We start from the raw sequence: 17,770 nt of genomic DNA on the forward strand, positions 1-17,770 counted from the left end.
AACTTGAAGTTTTTTCGGGGAAAATAATTATTTATCTAATTTTTGTTCGGCTTTTTGGGCAGCCACGTTCATAATGTTCCATGGCCGATCGAAACCTGGTTGGAAGAAGAAGTCTGCATATGCCAAATCATCAACCGTTAAATGTTGTTGAATTGCCAAGGAGATGGCATTAATGTTTGCGGTCGTGTCTAACTTCGACATGATCTGAGCCCCCATTACCACCCGCGTCTTTGGATCATACGTTAACTTGAAGAACACTTCTGCATTGTATTCTGCTGGGACAAACGGAGGAACCTTGGTGTCAGTAACAAAGACGGAATCAACTGTAACGCCTAGTTTGTCCGCAGTCACATCCTTAACACCAGTTGATGCGAACTTATAATCAAAGACGTGAAGTGCAGATGACCCAGACACAGCCGTAGTTTTACGGTTATGTCCGTTTAAATTAGCAGCAGCGGACCGACCTTGACGCCGCGCGTTAGAGGCAAGGGCAATCAATTGTTTCTTGCCCGTTGGTGCAAATTCAATTTCAGTGGCATCCCCAACGGCAAAGATATCAGGTTGACTGGTTTGTTGATATTCGTCGGTTTTGATCATGCCATGATCATCGAGGTCGACAATCCCGGCTAACCACTTAGTTGCAGGCCGAATGCCGGCAGTTTCAATTACCAGGTCGGCATCCCAGGTTTCCCCGGTCGTCGAAATCACGGAAGTTACTTGGTCATTGGCATTCCCAATGTATTCCTTCACTGATTGACTCAACCGGAGATCCACGTTTTTAGCTTTCAATTCTTCAGCGAGGATATCCGTAAATTCAGTATCCAAGTAGGTTCCCAAAATGGTCGGGTTCGTATCAACAATGGTAACGTGTTTGCCAGCCTTGGCAAAGGATTCCGCTGCTTCAATTCCAATGTAACCAGATCCAACAACCGTTACGTTCTTAATGTCTGGTTTAACTTCGGCAGCCCGTAACTTAATTGCCCAATCACGACCCCGCATTGCATAAATGTTTTGTAATTCTTTACCGGGAACCGGAAGTTGGAACGGAACGGCACCAACACTTAAAATTAACTTGTCGTAACTAGTGGTTTGTTCCTGCCCATTCTGGACGTCAACAACCGTCAACTTGTGTCCATCAGGGTCAATGTTAGTTACTTCTGAATTGATGTGCACGTGCACACCTTTATCTTCCATTTCCGGAATGGTGGCGTAACTAACTGAGTTAACGTCCTTGACCACTCCTTGGAGGTATAATTCCATCCCACAGGATAGGAACGAAATGAAGTCACCCTTCTCGTACCAATCAATCTGCGCATCTGGAAATTGTTGTAAAACTCCGCGAACTGCTTCGTAACCACCGTGAGATGATCCAACTACTGCTACTTTCATATGCATAACTCCTCCTAAAATGAAAACATTTTGCTGCTTAATTGACTTCCATCAACAAACCAGTTTGTATTAATTATAAATAAGGGCGGGGGATTTGTCCACTATTTTGTTCCGTTTATTATCACCTGATTTTATTGTACAATGAGAGATGAACTAACACTATCACGACAAGGAGTCCTCATTGTGAAGAAAAAAATCATTCTAGGCATGGTAACCATTTGTACCCTGGGTCTGGCCGGTTGCTCCACCCCTGGCCACCATGCAGATAACGCTAAATCTAAGTCCGCCCCAACGAGTCAAACGACGCAGCCGTCCTTTCGCAACAACGTGGCTCAGTTAAACGACAAAACAATTCGGATTAAAGGGGTCAAAACAATTAAACAACCAAACGAAACCGAACCATCAATGGTAGCGTTTATCTATCAAGTCACAAACAAATCCAAGCGGGTCCTCACCCCTAAGCAAGCTTGGAACGAAAATATGAAAGTTTCTCAGAACAAACAGGAGCTGAAAGAAACGAACTTCAGTGACAAAACGTTACCGCAGAACTCAGATCAAACGATTGCCAAGGGGCAAACCGTTAAAAGTGCAGTGGTTTACCAACTGCAGAGTCCCAAGGAATCAATCTCCATTAACGCAAGCCAGGGCATTAATTCCAACCCAATCGATCAGAATGCTAACCAACAAATTGACGGGACAGACCTTGGTACGCAGACCTTTGCCATTAACAAGTAACTAGTCATCAAATTCTAAAGAAAGAACCACAACTTCCAAGTTAGGAGTTGCGGTTCTTTTTAATTTCACCCATTCAAAAAGGAGTCGTCTCAAGACGACTCCTTTTAAATTTGCTATCCAAAGATCGAGATATAAATTCCCGCCATGACTAGCATAATCGCTCCCCCTAATCGGTTCCCCATTTGGGCAAATCCAATTAAGTTCATCCGGTTACATGCAGCCAGAACCGAGATATTCCCAGTTCCACCCATCGAGTTGTTAACCAACCCAGCGGTAATTGCTGATTCGACTGGATAAAGTCCAAAGAGCTTTCCGATGAACCCGGCCGCCAGCGCAATCACAATCACACTGGTTAAGACCAGCACCACAAACTGCCACGTTAATGAGTGCCCGAGAACTGGTAGGTCCAACTTCGTCAACCCAACTCCTGCCAGTAAGGCATGCGTCAGGTTCTTAGTAATCGAGTTACTAAAGGTAACGGCGGATTCTTCATAGTACTTAGGAATCCAACCACAGGCCTTGAAAATGATAACCAACAAAATGATGAACGCATATTCGTTTACCATTGGAATAAAGTGGTTTAACGTCAATCCAATCATTAGGAAAGCGGCTGCAATCATTAAGCCGACTCCCATTTTTTGGTAGGTAATTTTGATGCTGTCCTTAGCCACGTCATCAAAGTTCCCTGGTAACATTTTCCCGTGCCCGTTCCACTTACTGTTAGCGAAGAACTTGCTGATTAACCCGGCTCCGATAATGGCGAACACATTCCCCAAAATCACGGCCGGAAGTAGCATGGAGAGGAAATCAGTGTTACCACCAAAGGCTTCGTGGTAAATTTTTGAAAGCGGAATGGCTCCCGCTCCAATTCCCCCACCCATGACTGGGAAGGCCACAAACAAGGCTCCATAGCTAAAGCCTTTCCCAATTAACATGGACATCAACCCAACTGCTAAAAAGGCAATTGCCATTGATAAGAAGGCCACTGGCAAGAACCGCACGGATGCTTTTAATAACATCTCCCGGTTCATTCCTAAGATGGCCCCAACAATCAATGAAATGATGAAGAAGTCAATAAAACCGGTACTTGTCATAAAACTATCAACCGTTTTAATGACCGTCTTGGGAATTACTCCTGCGATTCCGAGCAATGCCGGCGCAAAGAGGGCAAATACCGCTCCCCCACCAAGGTAACTTTTAAAGATTGGTAGGTGTGCACCAAGCCAGTAGAAGATATTTCCCATGATGATCATGACAAATAACGCCCCGAAAATCCCCTGGGGAAGGATGTTTAAGCTAACTACAACAATTAAAATTACGGCCAGCAAAGCGTAAACCGCTAACCCAATTCCGTCAATTTTAAAATTGTCTAGTCGGCTAATCAGGCCTAACAGACCATTTTGTTCTTTTTTCATGAGTTACAAAACTCCCTTTTCTTTATATTTCACAATAACAAGTATATGATACTTTTCACAAAATTCAATTGTTTTTTACTGTTTTTAGAAAAAAAGCGGTTAATCGTGCCCAATCAGCTTAATTACAATGTGAGTAATTATGCAAACTTTTGGTTTTTCAGTAACCAACTGGGAATTCGATCACTCATGAACAAGTTTAAGTGGCTCAGTTTGCGTTTGCTGTACCACTTTTTTTAATTTCGTACTAATCCGTTTCCCTTTTTCGACCATCAGCGACGAAAAAAAGATCCCGAATATCCATATCCAAGCCATCAGCAATTTTTTTTGCTAATGGTGGATATGGATTCCGTTTCCCATCGAGCACCTTACCAATGTAACCTGGATTCGAATTAATCTTGCGGGCAAACCCGTTAATCGAATAGCCCCGCAACGAGATCTCCCTGCGAACTTCCTCTGGATTCTTCAAGCGTAAACTCAGCATCTCCCACTCCGCCTTTCACAATAAAATCATTATTATTTACTATAGCATAGCGTTTCTGTTTTTCAATCAGTTTACGCTCCCACTTTTCTTTTTTTATAACAATTCCACACTCTTTTTGTTATACTAATTTAACATAGAAGGTGATTTAATAACCATGACAGAAAAAAATAAAAAATTTGGTCAAAGCATCAAAGCCCTGCGGCAAACGAAGGGCTTTTCGGTGCGCCAAACGGCGCTTCAGGCGCAAATGTCTAATTCCTACCTTTCCCAAATTGAAAATGGCCTAGTTAACGTCCCCAAACCAGTCACCCTCGAAAAATTAGCCAAAGGACTCCGCGTCCCCGTTGACGAAATCTTTCAACTAGCAGGGTTACAGGAACCTGGTTCCCAATTTCAACCGGTCGATCGGCACCAGTTGGTGTCAGTTCCGGTGGTGGGAGAGATCGCCTGTGGTCTGCCAATCGTGGCCCAGGAAAACATTGAGGCCTACTTACCCACCGAACAAAGCGAACTCCCAGCGGGGACTAATTTTTACCTCAAGTGTCGTGGTGATTCGATGGCTCCCACGATTCCCAACGGGGCCTGCGTCTTAATTCACCAACAGTATCAGGTGGAAAGTGGTGACATCGCGGCGATTCTGCTCAATGAGAACGAAACAACCCTGAAACGCGTTCAGTATCAGGATGACCAAGTCATTTTGTTACCTGATAACCCCAGCCCCTCATTTCAACCAATCATCATTAACCGGAATAATCCCGCAAAGATCATTGGCAAAGCCATTCAAGTTCAGTTTAAGTTGTAGCTCTATTCTGGATTAAACCGAATCCAAAGGAAGCAGTTAGATCTTCAGCAGAAGTTGTCATTTTCTGAATTGAATCCCATTGTTAAATGAAGTCACCGTCTGGACAATTCCAAGGCCAGGGAACCCCTTCTAATCCATTAGAAAAAGCCAGTTCCGCACTCGGAAACTGGCTTTTTTTAGTGGTTTCATCTCTGTGGATCGAACCCAACAACTTCCATTACCAATGCAACTTAAATCAAAAATTAATCCGCTTAAAAGGTCTAATGTAATTTAGACTAACTAATTTTAAATTAAAAAAGCAACCACATTCCTGTGATTGCTTGCTTATAGAAATATAATTTAACGATCAGTTAGGGCAAAACCCTTTTTACATATGGAATTTTTTTCAAAATATACACAACAAAACCGCAACTTAGATACGTAACCATTGGCATGACCAAAATATCAAGCCAACTATCAAACTGGGTATTCGTTAATTTCATAAAACCTTCTAAGAAAAATGGATGTAGTACATATATCCCTAAACTTAAAGATGATAATATTGCCAAAACATTTTTCACGCCCGTCTTGTTGAAAAAATCCATTTTAGCTACATATTCTTTACAAATAATGTAAAATCCAATGGTATACGTGAAATTTAATGGGCCATTATAGTCACCAAGTCCAGAAATAAACGGAGATTTAATTTGAAATTTAAAAAAACCAATTAACATTACCAGCAACAAAGAAGCTAATCCGATATATTTAAAAAACTTAATTTGCTTTTCACTAAAGTAATCAACCTTGATTAAAAATCCCATGATGTAAAATCCAATATATGAATTAGCTGTGGAAGTTAATGCATACGTGGTAATGTTCCAATTTAACACGGTCTTATTGACGTACATGATCAAAAAATTTAAGACAAAATCAATGCAGACAATATAAAACAAAACATTACGATGTTTATTGGCTAACACAGAAATAATTGGAGTTAGTATATATAACGCGATGATTAAATAGAAGAACCAAAAAGCGCCGTTGATGTTTTCATTTACTAAGGATTGAATAAATCCGAAAAAATCAATATGATAATACTTGTAGTTAACATCTGGTAACGGTTGTTTAACTAGATAGTCCACAAAGTAAAAAATAACACTCCAAAATAAAAATGGAATGACTACTCTTTTAATCCGCTTTTTAAAAAGGTCCTCGTCGAATATTTATCCCGATAATCAATTAACGTTGCCCCTGAATTCATAATGAATATAAAAACGGCAATGGAGGCAACTGACCTAATAACATTGTCAAAAATTCCTAGTGAATTATTTTGGAAATACCATGATGAATGAATAATCAAAACAAAAATTATCGCAATAATATTTGTAAAATCAATATATGTATACCTTTTAATAGATATCCCTCCCATTTATTGAGTATCATTTAAAAAAACAGTAAGTCAAACTAAAGTTCAATATAATTCTTTACAACCAAAAAAGCAACCACATTTCTAAGATTAATAACGTTGCTCTCAGAGAACTAAATGCTTGTAAATAAGTTCGGTATACTCATATAACTTATTTATCAGCTCACGCCAAAGCTATAGCAAGCGAAATAAATTTGACCGTCATGACTATAAAAAAAGGCACTAGAATTAACTAGTGCCTTTTGTGTACCGTGCAAAATTGGTGCAAAATGAGTTCCCTTTTATTCCTTGTTTATCCGAAGTTAATTTGCTGAAAAGCCGTTAAATCAACACTTTAATTCGGAAACAAACGGAATAAAAAGGGCTAAAAAGGAGAGTACAGGATTTGAACCTGCGCGCCAAGTATAAGCTTGGTTCGCCGGATTTCGAGTCCGGTGCATTACCACTCTGCCAACTCTCCAAAATGTTACTATTCAATTATAACCAGAAATCCACGATTTTGCAAACTGAATAGCAACGGCCTTGTTAATACTGCATTAAACTAAGAATGTCATAGCCCTTAATCTGATCACGGCCCTTCAAATCCATTAGTTCAACGAAAAAGGCGGTTCCGGCCACAACTCCCCCGAGATCTTCAACTAATTGAATTGTTGCCGCGATCGTCCCTCCGGTTGCCAGTAAGTCGTCGGTTACTAGCACTCGTTGGCCGGGCTTAATGGCATCATCGTGAAGATACAAGGATGATTCACCATACTCCAGGCCATAGGTGGCTTTGACCGTCTGACCTGGTAATTTCCCTTTCTTCCGGGCCGGTGCAAAGCCAATGTTTAGGTCGTACGCGACTGGGCACCCAACGATAAACCCGCGTGCTTCTGGTCCAACTACCATGTCAACGTTAAGTTGTTTGGCATAATCAACGATTTGATTAGTTGCTTGGTGATAGGCCGCCCCGTTTTCAAGCAAGGGCGAGATATCGCGAAATAAGACGCCCGGCTCGGGAAAGTCGGGATAACTGGCTACGTAATCTTTTAAGTTTAATGTCATTAATTAATCCTTCTTTCAATCCTCATCATGTGTGCGGAGGGAGCGTAACCACTGCATTAGTTGCTGGTGACTACTTCCCAACAGCTGCTTTTCCATCTGTAAATCCGTTTCGCGTTGTTGGTAACAAGTGGCTGATGTGAGCTCCTGGTGCGGCGGATTAGCAACCTTGTGCACTATTCCATCCTGAATCGTCACAAAGCCTAATTCACTAAACACCTGCACCATAAACCCGAGGGCACGGGGCTCAATGTGTAATTGCTGTCCCAGTTTAACCAACTGGTTGCGAACCGCAAAAGTTGGTTGCTTAGCTAAAAATTTAAACAGCTTAGCATATTGTTCCCGACTTGGCATTCCTTCTGCTTGCAACCGGCGTTTCTTATACAGATATAACGTGATTACTGCCGCCTGCGCGTGCTGCATGACCGTTTGCAAGTCTTCCAACTGCGCGGGAAAATCCACAATTACTAGGTGCTGAAACTGGCGGTGCTGAAAGTCGGCTTCTGCAAATAAGAGACTCTCCGACTGCGCGTTTAAATGCGGAGCCAGCTGCTCGCGACGTTTGGGGTCAAAAAATAAATAAGTTGCCGTGGGCTGAAACATTTGTTCCACCAGCTTTGCCGTGCGCCGGTCTTCAATTACCTGACCAGCTGGTGCTAAATCATCTACCATCACCTGAAAGTGCGTTTGCCCACGAAACTCGTTTTTCCCAATGGTTCCTGCCACTTTCAGATTATCAGCGAGATTACGCAGCTCACCAAGGTCGGGCCCCCAGCCAAATGCAATGGCCCCAACCTTTTGCTGCTTACCAACTAGGTCAAACTTGAGATGCTCTTTTCCGGCTCCAATTGCAAAGAGTCCCGTTACGGACTTGGGGCGGAGCGCAAATTCTGGCTTCGGATTATCAACCCCAAAGGGACTCAACAACTGCAAACTATCAAACAACGTTGGGGTAATTTCATCTGGACTAATTTCATAATCAATCATTAGTTCAGCACGTTTCCCCAACTGTAACCCTTGCTGGTGCGCAGTTGTCGCTAATTGGTCCTTGAAAGCCGCCAACTTATCAGACTGAAGCGTTAAGCCAACCGCCATGGCGTGACCACCAAAGGCTTCCAAGAGGTCGCGCTCTGGATTCAGCGCTTGAAACAAATCAAATCCCGGCACACTCCGTCCCGACCCTTTTAAAGATCCGGTCTTCGTGTTCGTCAGGACTAAGGTCGGTTTTTGAAACTGCTCCCGAATTCGACTGGCCACAATGCCCAGCACGCCTTCGTGCCAATCAGTTCCTACTAATACCAACACTGGTTGTTCAGTTTGCGCTTCGGCCAGTTGCTCCGCTTGCTTAGTGATGGTCGTGACCAACTGTTTCCGTTCCTCGTTAGTTTGCATCGTTTGCTTCGCTAACTTCGTTGCCACCTGATCATCATCCGTCGTTAATAATTCAATTCCGGGCGCGGCGGACCCCATCCGGCCAATTGAATTCAACGCGGGCGCAATTTGAAACCCAATCTTTTCTTCATCAACCTGAGGGAGCTTTAGTTTTGCTTGCTTAATCAGCGCCTTGAGTCCGGGTCGCTCCGTTAAATGAATCACGTTCAAACCAAATTGCACTAGCGCCCGGTTCTCACCGGTCAACGAGACCAAATCGGCAATCGTTCCGATCGCAGCTAAATCAAGTTTTTCCTGGGGAATCTCATCCATTAACGCCGTGGCAACCTTAAAGGCAATTCCAGCTCCCGAAAGCTGCTTAAATGGATAATCGGGACTCAGCTCCGCATGCACGATGGCGTCTGCGGGTGGCAGTTCATCCGGCAGTTCGTGGTGATCAGTGACTAGCACTGCACAACCCAACTCGTGGGCCCGGGTAATCGCAGCAGTTCCCGCCACGCCGTTATCAACGGTTACAATCAACGAGGTTCCCGCGTCAATCAGTTTTTCAAACGCAGCCACGTTCGGACCATACCCATCAATGAACCGGTTGGGAATGTAATAATTTACCTGCGCTCCCATTTCTAGGAGCGTTTCGTATAAAATGGCTGTACTGGTTAACCCGTCGGCATCGTAATCGCCATAGACCGTAATTTGCTCATCATTCGCAATGGCCGTTTGAAGCCGTTCAACCGTGGTATCCATATCGTGTAACAACCATGGATCAAGTAGATCAGACTCGTCTGGATGTAAAAAATGTTGCACTTCATCCACATCGGTGTGACCCCGTTTGATCAAGAGCTCCGCTGCTAACTTCGGTAATCCGAAGGTGTTACTCAACTCCGTTACCTGCTCTGCATCTACCGGATTCGTGTCTAAGTTCCAATCAAATTTTGCGGAAAACACCACAATCCCTCTCTCCCGCTAGTTTTGGGTTGAATCAGTTGGTTGCTGTGGTTGGTCCTTTTGCTTCGCTGCCGCAGCCGCCTTTTGGTTCGCCAACTGATCTTGATCTTGGTCTAAAAGCTGATCCTTTAAAGATGAAATTTCTTTATTCAAAGCGTTAATTTCCTTCGTGGCCGCCTTTGATTCCCGGTGCTTTTTAAACGTTGAGAACGATGAAAAGAGAAACATCAAAATCGCCCCGACAAATAAGCTCCCCAAAATAATCAAAATGAGGGGAAATTCTACCGTCGTAAACCCAAAGTTAATCTTGGTACTCGTCATGTTCATCAACACAAAGAGCGCCATGATAATGATTAGAACTAGCGCCGTAATTACTCCAACTTGTTTTTTCATGCTCAATTACTCCTTCTTTTGAAATGGAATCTCAATCACATCAAAGTCTTTAACCACCTTGCTGCGTGGAAAAATCTGTTGGGCCTGTTGTTGCAGTTCACGCGCCATTTTAGCCGTATACCGAGCGGAAATGTGCGTTAGTAGTAACCGACCCACCTGCGCTTGGTCCGCCGTCTGGGCAGCCTGAATATTAGTCGAATGAAAGTAGTTATGGGCGAGCTTTGCTTCCCCTTTTCCAAACGTACTTTCATGCACCAACACATCAGCGTGATCCGCTAAGGCGGCGATGTTAGCCGTCTTGCGCGTATCACCAAGAATCGTTACCGTCCGGCCGGGCTGCGGCGCTCCAATAAAGTCTTGACCATTAATGGTTCGCCCATCAGCTAACGTGACCTGTTGTCCCAGTTTAAGCTTACCATAAACCGGCCCCGCCGGGATATGCTCCTCTTGCAATTTGTCGACCATTAATTCACCCGGATGATCATGTTCTTCCACCCGAAACCCCCAGGATTCGATCTGGTGATCTAACTGAGCCGCCTTAACCGTAAATTGCGAATCTTCGTAAATTACTCCGGGACTAGTGAGCTCCACGTAATGAATGTGGTATGCGAGCCGGGTTTGACTAACTTGCAATGCCGTTTGCACATAGCGTTTAATTCCGACCGGCCCGTAAATGGTTAAATCATCATTGCCACCCTGAAACGAGCGACTTGACAACAACCCGGGGAGGCCAAAAATGTGATCCCCGTGTAAATGCGTAATAAAAATTTTGTTAATCTTACGAGGTTTTAAAGTCGAGCGGAGAATTTGTTGCTGGGTCCCCTCGCCACAATCAAACATCCACACTTCATTGGCTTCATCCAGAAGGCGGAGTACCACACTGGAAACGTTTCTAAATTTACCTGGTACCCCAGCTCCGGTACCAAAAAACTCTAACTGCATATTTTTTACCGTTCCTTTACGGACGCCTCCAACTCTGTAAGCGCCTAAACTCATATTCTAATTGTAGCCTATTTGCCTTAAAAAATCATGGCGGGTTGCAGCCTGCAATCCCTCGTTGCCTGCTTTGCTCATACAATTACGCCGTGTGCTGGCGCAAACTGTGCTAAAATAAGACCAATTAAATCCAGTCTTTACCAAGCAGGTGATCATATCAAGCTTTCTCAATTCAATGTTTCAGCGGTTGACCTTGATCCACACCGGCTCCTCTTTGTCGAAACTCAGCACGAACTCTGGCCGGTAACTGAACTTCAGTTCCACGCCCAGCACCTCTTTTTAGTTACGAGTGCTGTCCCGACTAAACCGCTGACCCTCGAACAGTTTGAATCCCGAACCCAGCAACTTTCAAGCCACCTCGCACTCTTTGCTAATCCGAGCGCCCCCCAGCCGTTGTTTGGCTACCGCTTACAACCACACCAACTTATTTTTGGCTAAAAAAGTAGTTAACTCCCGTTAACTACTTTTTTAATTTACGTAATCAAACGTGAAATCGAGGATCCGAACAAGATCCCCATCCTGAGCTCCCGCAGCGCGCAAGGCATCATCAATCCCCATACTACGCATTTGGCGGGTAAATCGCAGCATGCTTTGCGTATGATCCGTATTTGTCATTTTAAAGAGCCGTTCAATTTTCGGTCCACTAATGACCCACGTTCCTTCCTCATCCCGATGAAGGGTGAACGGTGCTTCCTGGGCTTCAGGACCCGTATACATCGTTGCATCGCTTGCTTCCGTTTCGTCCGCAGCAATCACTGGGAATTTCGGTGTCTGGGCCAGTAATTCACCGGTGTCGCGAATCAAAGTTTGTAAGCCTTGATGCGTGACCGCCGAAATCGGAACTACTTGGCGAGCCAGCTGGTCATCGTGTTGCGCTAACTCCGCCTGAAAGTGCTGCAAATTAGTGGCACTTTCAGGCAGATCCATTTTACTGGCAACGATAATCTGGGGCCGCTCCAATAATTGCGGATCAAAATTTTCTAACTCAGTGTTAATCTTTTGGTAGTCTGCATACGGATCACGGCCCTCAACGCCACTCATATCAACGACATGGAGAATTACCCGCGTCCGTTGGATGTGGCGTAAGAATTCAAATCCGAGTCCCACTCCCTGCGACGCACCTTCAATCAATCCCGGTAAATCCGCGATCACAAAGTCCTGGCCCGTTTCATTACGAACAATCCCGAGGTTGGGTACCAGGGTCGTAAAGTGATACTGGGCGACCTTCGGTTTAGAATTGGTAATCGTTTTTAATAACGTCGATTTTCCTGCAGAGGGAAAGCCCACCAGCCCAACGTCAGCTAGTAAGCGAAGTTGCAGACTAACATCCAACTCTTCGCCGGGTTCCCCATTTTCAGCAATTTCTGGCGCTGAATTGCGCGCCGTTGCAAAGTGGACGTTGCCCCGTCCACCGCGACCACCGTGCGCAATCACCACTTCTTGGCCGGGTTCGGTTAAATCGGCGATTGGTTGCTCTGTGGCTTGATTATAAATCGTGGTCCCTTCCGGCACCTTGATTACTAAATCAGCAGCACTCGCTCCCGTCATCTTTTTGTTAGCGCCGTTTCCGCCATTGTCAGCTTTAAACAATTTTTTATACTTAAAGTCCATCAGGGTGCTCATGCCGGAATCCACCTGAAACACGACATCGCCACCGTGACCACCATCACCACCGGAGGGGCCACCGTTTGGAACGTACTTCTCGCGCCGGAAGCCGACCATTCCATCGCCGCCCTTCCCCGCTTTTACTTTAAAGTTAACCTGGTCTACAAACATATTTTCTCCGTTCTGTGTTTACCTATTTTTGTAATGACTGCCCGGCAGCAACCTGCTTTGCAAACGAATAGTGAATGGTTTGCGCCACCGTCTTTGAGATTCCCAGTGCCTGTAACTCCTCAACCGAGGCGGCCTCAATTTTTTTCATGGACCCAAACGTGCGAAGCAGTTTATTGCGAGTTTTCGGTCCCACCCCTTTAATACTATCTAATCGCGAGGTCATCGAATTCTTACTGTGTAAGTCATGATGGAAGCTAATTGCGAACCGGTGCACTTCATCTTGAATCCGCTGAACGAGGTAAAAGGCCTGACTGTGCGGATCTAAATCAACGTGCTGATCATTATCACCATACAGTAAGTCAGCAGTTTTATGCTTGACGTTCTTTACCATCCCCGCCACCGGAATCTGTAAGCCTAATTCATTCTCTAAGACGTCTCGGGCAGCATTTAACTGAATCTCGCCCCCATCCATCAAAATCAGATCGGGTAAGTCAGCGTGTTCCTTGAGCAACCGGGTATACCGTCTCCGAATCACTTCACGGGTACTAGCCGCTTCATCCGCGTGATCAACCGTCTTAAGTTTATACTTCCGGTACATGTTCTTATTCGGTTTACCGGCTTCAAAAACGACTAAGGCCGACACGAGGTCTGCCCCATCAATGTGTGAGTGGTCAAAGGCTTCGATGCGGTTCACTGGTGGAAGCTGTAACGCCTGACTAAGTTCTTTAACGGCCCCCACCGTTTTTTTCTGGTTCATTTCTAACAACCGGAACTTTTCATCTAATACATACTTCGCATTTTCACGCGCCATTAGGAGTAAAGCCCGTTTCTGACCACGGACTGGGGTGCGGGCTGGAATTCCAGTTAATTCGGTAATCACATCCGTGTCAATCTCCTCCGGCACCAAAATTTCTCGTGGTTTGACCTTCCCCTGCTGATCATAGAACTGAACGATAAAGTTAGTTAGTTCTTCTTCTGGCGTACTTAAAATGGGGAACAAGCGCTTAGTCCGCTTCATTAAGCGTGCCTGACGAATGTAAAAGACTTGAATCGACAGCCAGCCGTTATTGGCATAAAAATTAAAGACATCGCGTTGCGTATAATCATGGGAAATGATTTTTTGTTTCTCGACCGTGGCCTGGATGTAATTTAACTGGTCACGCACTTCTGCTGCCCGTTCAAACTCCAAGTTGGCGGCTGCCTTGTTCATGCGCTCCGTCAGAATCTGTTTGGCTTCCGTCACATTCCCGTTTAAAAATGATTTAATCTTCTTAATCTGGGCCTGGTACTCGGCCTTTGGAACCTCTCGGAAGCACGCACCGAGGCACTGATCCATGTGATAATACAAGCACGCCCGTCCCTGATAGCCATTACACCGGCGTAACGGATACATTTTTTGTAAAAACTTCAGGGTTTCATCGGCAGCGTACACATTTGGATACGGACCATAGTAATAGGCATTATCATTTTTGATGTAGCTCGTTACTAGCATCCGCGGATCCCTTTCGTTGGTAATCTTAATGTACGGATAACCACCCGTTCCGTTTTTCAATCGAACGTTATAGTACGGCCGGTACTTTTGGATCAAGGTAATTTCTAGGAGAAACGATTCCTTATCCGTTGCGGTAATAATCGTTTCGTAATCGGCAATGTTTTTAACCAACTTCGCCCGCCGGCCGTACTGCCGACTCTTAAAATAGGAGCGGACTCGATTCTTTAAATTCTTAGACTTGCCAACATAAATGACCTTACCGTTTTGGTCCTTCATGATGTAAACTCCCGGTTTCTCTGGTAGGAGCTTTAACTTATTTTCGATGTGTTCAGAGGCCACTAGCGTTCCTCCTTTCTAACCAAAAGTTCTCAAATTTAATTATAAATAAATTAATTTCATTTGTATAACCAAACGTCCGTACTTAACTAGGTAACTAAATGACAAGCAGCTCCCTTTTTGCTATCATGGGAGCAAAAGGAGTGAACACAATGGGCTTACACATTAATAAACAGGCTGATTTGGATGAAATGTTGAACAAGTTTGCCAAGATTAATCCAAAAAATAATCAGCGCAGTGATTATGTAAAAAAAGACGAAACCGAAGATCGTGATGCCGAAGCAGAACGTCATGATCGATTCTTCAAAAAGGACCATAAGTAAAGGGGATTGACTACTGGATAGTCAGTCCCCTTTTTGTTTGACTTCAGATTCATCGGCCACAAGTGTTCTAATTATGGGCGGTTCCCGCAGGCTTGTCAAGCTCGGTTATCATGGACTCTACCTAATAAAATTTAAGCAGGATCTCGGCAATTTTATGGGCTAACTGCGGTAAATCAGCAAATTTATTTTCCACGACGACTTCTTCCATGAGGCCATCGATTCCATAGTCAATAAAATCAACCTCCGTGGGATCAAGCTTCAGATCTTTGTCCATGAGCGATTTTCGCGTAAATTCGTAAAATTTCTTGCGAAATAAGTACGAAGCACTACTTTGAAACAAACTTGAGAAAAAAACCTGATTTTCCTGGAAAAAATTAACCCAGATACGGGCTTTAGCCTCGACATTGTTCATCTCTAAATCCTGACAGGCCGCAAACAGCTCCTCTAGGTAATGGTTTAAGAACTGGTCCATCAGTTCGTACTTATCCGAAAAGTGCAGGTAAAACGTTTTTCTTCCAATGTTGGCTTCATCGCAAATCATTTTAATGGTAATGTGTTCTAAATCATTCGTTTCCAATAGGTGTTTAAAGCTCGCTGCAATGGCAGCTTGGGTTTTTAAAATTCTCCGATCGGTTGCCATGATTTCTCCTTTTACTGGTTAACAATCGTTAACCGGTTTTTATTTCAATAAGGGGGCATGATTGCAAGTGTGGTTGCATTATTCACACATTTTATTATACCACTGTGTAATATTTCATTGCAATGTAAAAATTACTAGTTTTTTACTATTCCACTTTATTTCCGCCAACAAAAAACCCAGTGGGATTTTTCTCACTGGGTTTTGCTTAGTTATTGAATTTGTTGGGTGATCCACGCTTCAATTTCAGCTTGACCAACCTTAGTTTTAGCGGAAAACATCACCAGCGGTTCATCCGCTTCGAGTTCCAACTCACGCCGCAGTAACTGTTTTTGCTGGGCAACCTTGCTCTTGGGGAGCTTATCCACTTTGGTAGCAACGTACAAAACTGGAATGTCATAAAAGTCCAGCCAATCACGCATTTGTAAGTCATAGTCACTCGGCTGGTGCCGGCCATCAATCAAATTGATGACCCCGCGGAGGGTTTTTCGTTGGGTTAAATAGGTTTCAATCATGGTAGCCCACTTTTCCCGTTCCTGCTTGGACACCTTAGCATAACCATAACCGGGAACATCTACAAAGTAGAGTTCATGGTTAATCGCATAAAAATTTAAGGTTTGCGTTTTTCCCGGTTGCCCCGAGGTATGCGCAAAATCCTTCCGATTCATCAGCACGTTCGTCAACGATGACTTTCCCACGTTTGACCGACCTAAAAAGCCGATTTCGGGATAACCCGTCGTAGGATACTGCTTCGGATCAACCGCACTGATGGTTAATTCAACATCAGTTACTTTCATCTCCGTGGTCCTTTCCGGCAGACTCCTTCACCTTTGCTTTTAAAACTAGTTTTGGTTCCGAATGGTTCACAACCGTGTCTTTGGTTACGATTACTTCGGCAATGTCATCGCGACTCGGAATGATAAACATAATATCGCGCATCACGCTTTCAATAATCGAACGTAATCCCCGTGCTCCGGTGTTACGGCTAATTGCTTCCTGAGCCATTTCTTGAAGGGCTGGCTTTTCAAAGGTTAACTTGACCCCTTGTAGTGCCAACAGCTTTTGATACTGCTTAACGAGGGCGTTCTTGGGTTCAGTCAGAATCCGTACTAGGTCGTGTTCATCAAGCTTGTTTAAGGCCGTTAAGATTGGCAACCGACCGATGAATTCTGGAATTAGCCCAAACTTCATGAGGTCCTCTGGGATAACTTGCTGCATTAGCGCATCATCACTTTCCTTTAGAACTTCATGGTGCTTCGAGCCAAAGCCGATGGTTTGATCTCCAAGGCGCTGTTTGACGATGTTTTGGATGCCTGGGAACGCCCCCCCAACGATAAATAAGATGTTCTTAGTATCAATCTTAATAAATTCCTGTTGGGGATTTTTCCGCCCGCCCTTTGGTGGAACGTTAGCAACCGTCCCTTCCAAAATCTTCAGGAGGGATTGTTGCACTCCTTCCCCTGACACATCCCGGGTGATGGAGACGTTCTCACTTTTCTTGGCAATCTTATCAATTTCATCGATGTAAATGATGCCCTTTTCAGCTCGTTCCACGTCAAAATCGGCATTCTGCAATAATTTCAGCAGAATGTTTTCTACGTCTTCACCGACATAGCCGGCTTCTGTTAACGTCGTTGCATCCGCAATTGCAAAAGGAACGTTGATAATGTTAGCTAAGGTTTGGGCAATGTAGGTCTTTCCGGACCCGGTTGACCCAATCATACAAATGTTACTCTTTTGAATCTCGGTATCAGCTTCCACGGCTTGGTAAGCAGCTTCATCACCATCGGTGTCTTCGGCTTCGTCGTGATCAAGATCCTTAATCCGTAAGTAGTGATTGTAGACCGCTACCGCAAGGGTCTTTTTCGCTTCCGTTTGCCCAATTACGTAGTCATCTAACCGGTCCACGATTTCTTGTGGTGTTAACACGTTAATGTCGTCACTGCCACCTTGATTACGAAGTTCGTCACTAATAATTTGGTCGCACAGATCAATGCATTCATTACAAATGTACACACCGGGACCAGCCACAATTTTCTTAACCTGATCCTGGGTTTTACCACAGAATGAACAGCGAACTGCTTTGTTATTTTCGTCGTCATCAAACATGATTCTGTCCCCTTACTTCTTCATTAATTGTTCATCTAAGTCAAAAAGTACCTTTCAAACTATACCATAAAGCCCGGGGCTTGCAAAAAGGTTTGTTTATACA

At 44.2% G+C, this 17,770-nt stretch carries 16 protein-coding genes, 1 tRNA gene and 1 pseudogene; 4 read left to right on the top strand and 14 right to left on the bottom strand.

Annotated features, from left to right (window positions below):
* Positions 1-27: 27 nt before the first annotated feature.
* Positions 28-1,389: an FAD-dependent oxidoreductase gene (locus M3M35_RS02035; protein WP_252750362.1), complete on the bottom strand. Its 1,362-nt coding sequence runs from the start codon at positions 1,387-1,389 to the stop codon at positions 28-30.
* 183 nt (positions 1,390-1,572) lie between these two features.
* Between M3M35_RS02035 and M3M35_RS02040 the strand changes: the two genes are divergently transcribed.
* Positions 1,573-2,124 (top strand): DUF5067 domain-containing protein, encoded by a 552-nt coding sequence (locus M3M35_RS02040; protein ID WP_252750363.1) that lies wholly within the window; start codon positions 1,573-1,575, stop codon positions 2,122-2,124.
* 113 nt (positions 2,125-2,237) lie between these two features.
* Here the strand turns inward: M3M35_RS02040 and M3M35_RS02045 are convergent, their stop codons facing one another.
* Together M3M35_RS02045 and M3M35_RS02050 are read right to left on the bottom strand one after the other, a co-directional pair.
* Positions 2,238-3,539: a 2-hydroxycarboxylate transporter family protein gene (locus tag M3M35_RS02045; RefSeq protein WP_252750364.1), complete on the bottom strand. Its 1,302-nt coding sequence runs from the start codon at positions 3,537-3,539 to the stop codon at positions 2,238-2,240.
* A gap of 244 nt (positions 3,540-3,783) precedes the next feature.
* Complete coding sequence (locus M3M35_RS02050) at positions 3,784-4,020, bottom strand: helix-turn-helix domain-containing protein (RefSeq protein ID WP_252750365.1); 237 nt, start codon at positions 4,018-4,020, stop codon at positions 3,784-3,786.
* A gap of 154 nt (positions 4,021-4,174) precedes the next feature.
* Here M3M35_RS02050 and M3M35_RS02055 point away from each other — a divergent pair, with 154 nt between their 5' ends.
* On the top strand, positions 4,175-4,822 hold the full coding sequence (locus tag M3M35_RS02055; protein ID WP_252750366.1) for a LexA family protein: 648 nt from the start codon (positions 4,175-4,177) through the stop codon (positions 4,820-4,822).
* A 350-nt stretch (positions 4,823-5,172) separates the two neighbouring features.
* Here the strand turns inward: M3M35_RS02055 and M3M35_RS02060 are convergent.
* From M3M35_RS02060 to rnz, 6 genes and pseudogenes are all read right to left on the bottom strand, one after another.
* Positions 5,173-6,230 (bottom strand): annotated as a pseudogene (locus M3M35_RS02060) (acyltransferase).
* Between the two features lie 367 nt (positions 6,231-6,597).
* Positions 6,598-6,687 (bottom strand) — tRNA-Ser (locus M3M35_RS02065).
* Between the two features lie 65 nt (positions 6,688-6,752).
* A complete protein-coding gene (locus M3M35_RS02070) occupies positions 6,753-7,271 on the bottom strand; it encodes an adenine phosphoribosyltransferase (RefSeq protein ID WP_252750367.1) in 519 nt (172 codons plus the stop codon).
* Positions 7,272-7,286: 15 nt separating this feature from the next.
* Entirely contained in the window at positions 7,287-9,605 is a 2,319-nt protein-coding gene (recJ, locus tag M3M35_RS02075) for a single-stranded-DNA-specific exonuclease RecJ (RefSeq protein WP_252750368.1), read from the bottom strand.
* Positions 9,606-9,623: 18 nt separating this feature from the next.
* A complete protein-coding gene (locus tag M3M35_RS02080) occupies positions 9,624-9,998 on the bottom strand; it encodes a LapA family protein (protein ID WP_252750369.1) in 375 nt (124 codons plus the stop codon).
* Between the two features lie 6 nt (positions 9,999-10,004).
* Positions 10,005-10,940, bottom strand: coding sequence for a ribonuclease Z (rnz, locus tag M3M35_RS02085; protein ID WP_252750370.1), 936 nt, complete (start codon positions 10,938-10,940; stop codon positions 10,005-10,007).
* Between the two features lie 87 nt (positions 10,941-11,027).
* On the opposite strand from rnz, the gene M3M35_RS02090 reads away from it, so the two are divergent.
* Positions 11,028-11,432, top strand: a complete 405-nt coding sequence (locus M3M35_RS02090) for a hypothetical protein (RefSeq protein ID WP_252750371.1) — start codon at positions 11,028-11,030, stop codon at positions 11,430-11,432.
* Between the two features lie 30 nt (positions 11,433-11,462).
* On the opposite strand, the gene obgE is transcribed toward M3M35_RS02090, so the two are convergent.
* Together obgE and uvrC are read right to left on the bottom strand one after the other, a co-directional pair.
* Positions 11,463-12,770 carry a GTPase ObgE gene (obgE, locus tag M3M35_RS02095; RefSeq protein WP_252750372.1) on the bottom strand — a complete coding sequence of 436 codons (1,308 nt, stop codon included), beginning with the start codon at positions 12,768-12,770 and terminating at the stop codon, positions 11,463-11,465.
* 22 nt (positions 12,771-12,792) lie between these two features.
* Complete coding sequence (gene uvrC, locus M3M35_RS02100; RefSeq protein ID WP_252750373.1) at positions 12,793-14,601, bottom strand: excinuclease ABC subunit UvrC; 1,809 nt, start codon at positions 14,599-14,601, stop codon at positions 12,793-12,795.
* Positions 14,602-14,750: 149 nt separating this feature from the next.
* Between uvrC and M3M35_RS02105 the strand changes: the two genes are divergently transcribed.
* A complete protein-coding gene (locus M3M35_RS02105; protein ID WP_252750374.1) occupies positions 14,751-14,921 on the top strand; it encodes an SPJ_0845 family protein in 171 nt (56 codons plus the stop codon).
* A gap of 121 nt (positions 14,922-15,042) precedes the next feature.
* Here the strand turns inward: M3M35_RS02105 and M3M35_RS02110 are convergent, their stop codons facing one another.
* The 3 genes from M3M35_RS02110 to clpX form a co-directional block, all read right to left on the bottom strand.
* A complete protein-coding gene (locus M3M35_RS02110) occupies positions 15,043-15,561 on the bottom strand; it encodes a TetR/AcrR family transcriptional regulator (protein WP_252750375.1) in 519 nt (172 codons plus the stop codon).
* 209 nt (positions 15,562-15,770) lie between these two features.
* The gene (gene yihA, locus M3M35_RS02115; protein ID WP_252750376.1) at positions 15,771-16,355 is read right to left on the bottom strand and encodes a ribosome biogenesis GTP-binding protein YihA/YsxC; all 585 of its coding nucleotides are present in this window, start codon (positions 16,353-16,355) and stop codon (positions 15,771-15,773) included.
* Positions 16,342-17,667 (bottom strand): ATP-dependent Clp protease ATP-binding subunit ClpX, encoded by a 1,326-nt coding sequence (gene clpX, locus M3M35_RS02120; protein WP_252750377.1) that lies wholly within the window; start codon positions 17,665-17,667, stop codon positions 16,342-16,344. Before clpX ends, yihA begins: the two co-directional genes overlap by 14 nt.
* Positions 17,668-17,770 lie beyond the last annotated feature (103 nt).

It is taken from the genome of Fructilactobacillus myrtifloralis, assembly GCF_024029335.1.
GTDB lineage: Bacteria > Bacillota > Bacilli > Lactobacillales > Lactobacillaceae > Fructilactobacillus > Fructilactobacillus myrtifloralis.

Coding starts and splice junctions, on each gene's coding strand:
- M3M35_RS02035 (WP_252750362.1), bottom strand. CDS start 1,389: ATGAAAGTAGCAGTAGTTGGATCATCTCACGGTGGTTACGAAGCAGTT.
- M3M35_RS02045 (WP_252750364.1), bottom strand. CDS start 3,539: ATGAAAAAAGAACAAAATGGTCTGTTAGGCCTGATTAGCCGACTAGAC.
- M3M35_RS02050 (WP_252750365.1), bottom strand. CDS start 4,020: ATGCTGAGTTTACGCTTGAAGAATCCAGAGGAAGTTCGCAGGGAGATC.
- M3M35_RS02055 (WP_252750366.1), top strand. CDS start 4,175: ATGACAGAAAAAAATAAAAAATTTGGTCAAAGCATCAAAGCCCTGCGG.
- M3M35_RS02070 (WP_252750367.1), bottom strand. CDS start 7,271: ATGACATTAAACTTAAAAGATTACGTAGCCAGTTATCCCGACTTTCCC.
- M3M35_RS02080 (WP_252750369.1), bottom strand. CDS start 9,998: ATGAAAAAACAAGTTGGAGTAATTACGGCGCTAGTTCTAATCATTATC.
- rnz (WP_252750370.1), bottom strand. CDS start 10,940: ATGCAGTTAGAGTTTTTTGGTACCGGAGCTGGGGTACCAGGTAAATTT.
- M3M35_RS02090 (WP_252750371.1), top strand. CDS start 11,028: ATGGCGGGTTGCAGCCTGCAATCCCTCGTTGCCTGCTTTGCTCATACA.
- obgE (WP_252750372.1), bottom strand. CDS start 12,770: ATGTTTGTAGACCAGGTTAACTTTAAAGTAAAAGCGGGGAAGGGCGGC.
- M3M35_RS02105 (WP_252750374.1), top strand. CDS start 14,751: ATGGGCTTACACATTAATAAACAGGCTGATTTGGATGAAATGTTGAAC.
- M3M35_RS02110 (WP_252750375.1), bottom strand. CDS start 15,561: ATGGCAACCGATCGGAGAATTTTAAAAACCCAAGCTGCCATTGCAGCG.
- yihA (WP_252750376.1), bottom strand. CDS start 16,355: ATGAAAGTAACTGATGTTGAATTAACCATCAGTGCGGTTGATCCGAAG.
- clpX (WP_252750377.1), bottom strand. CDS start 17,667: ATGTTTGATGACGACGAAAATAACAAAGCAGTTCGCTGTTCATTCTGT.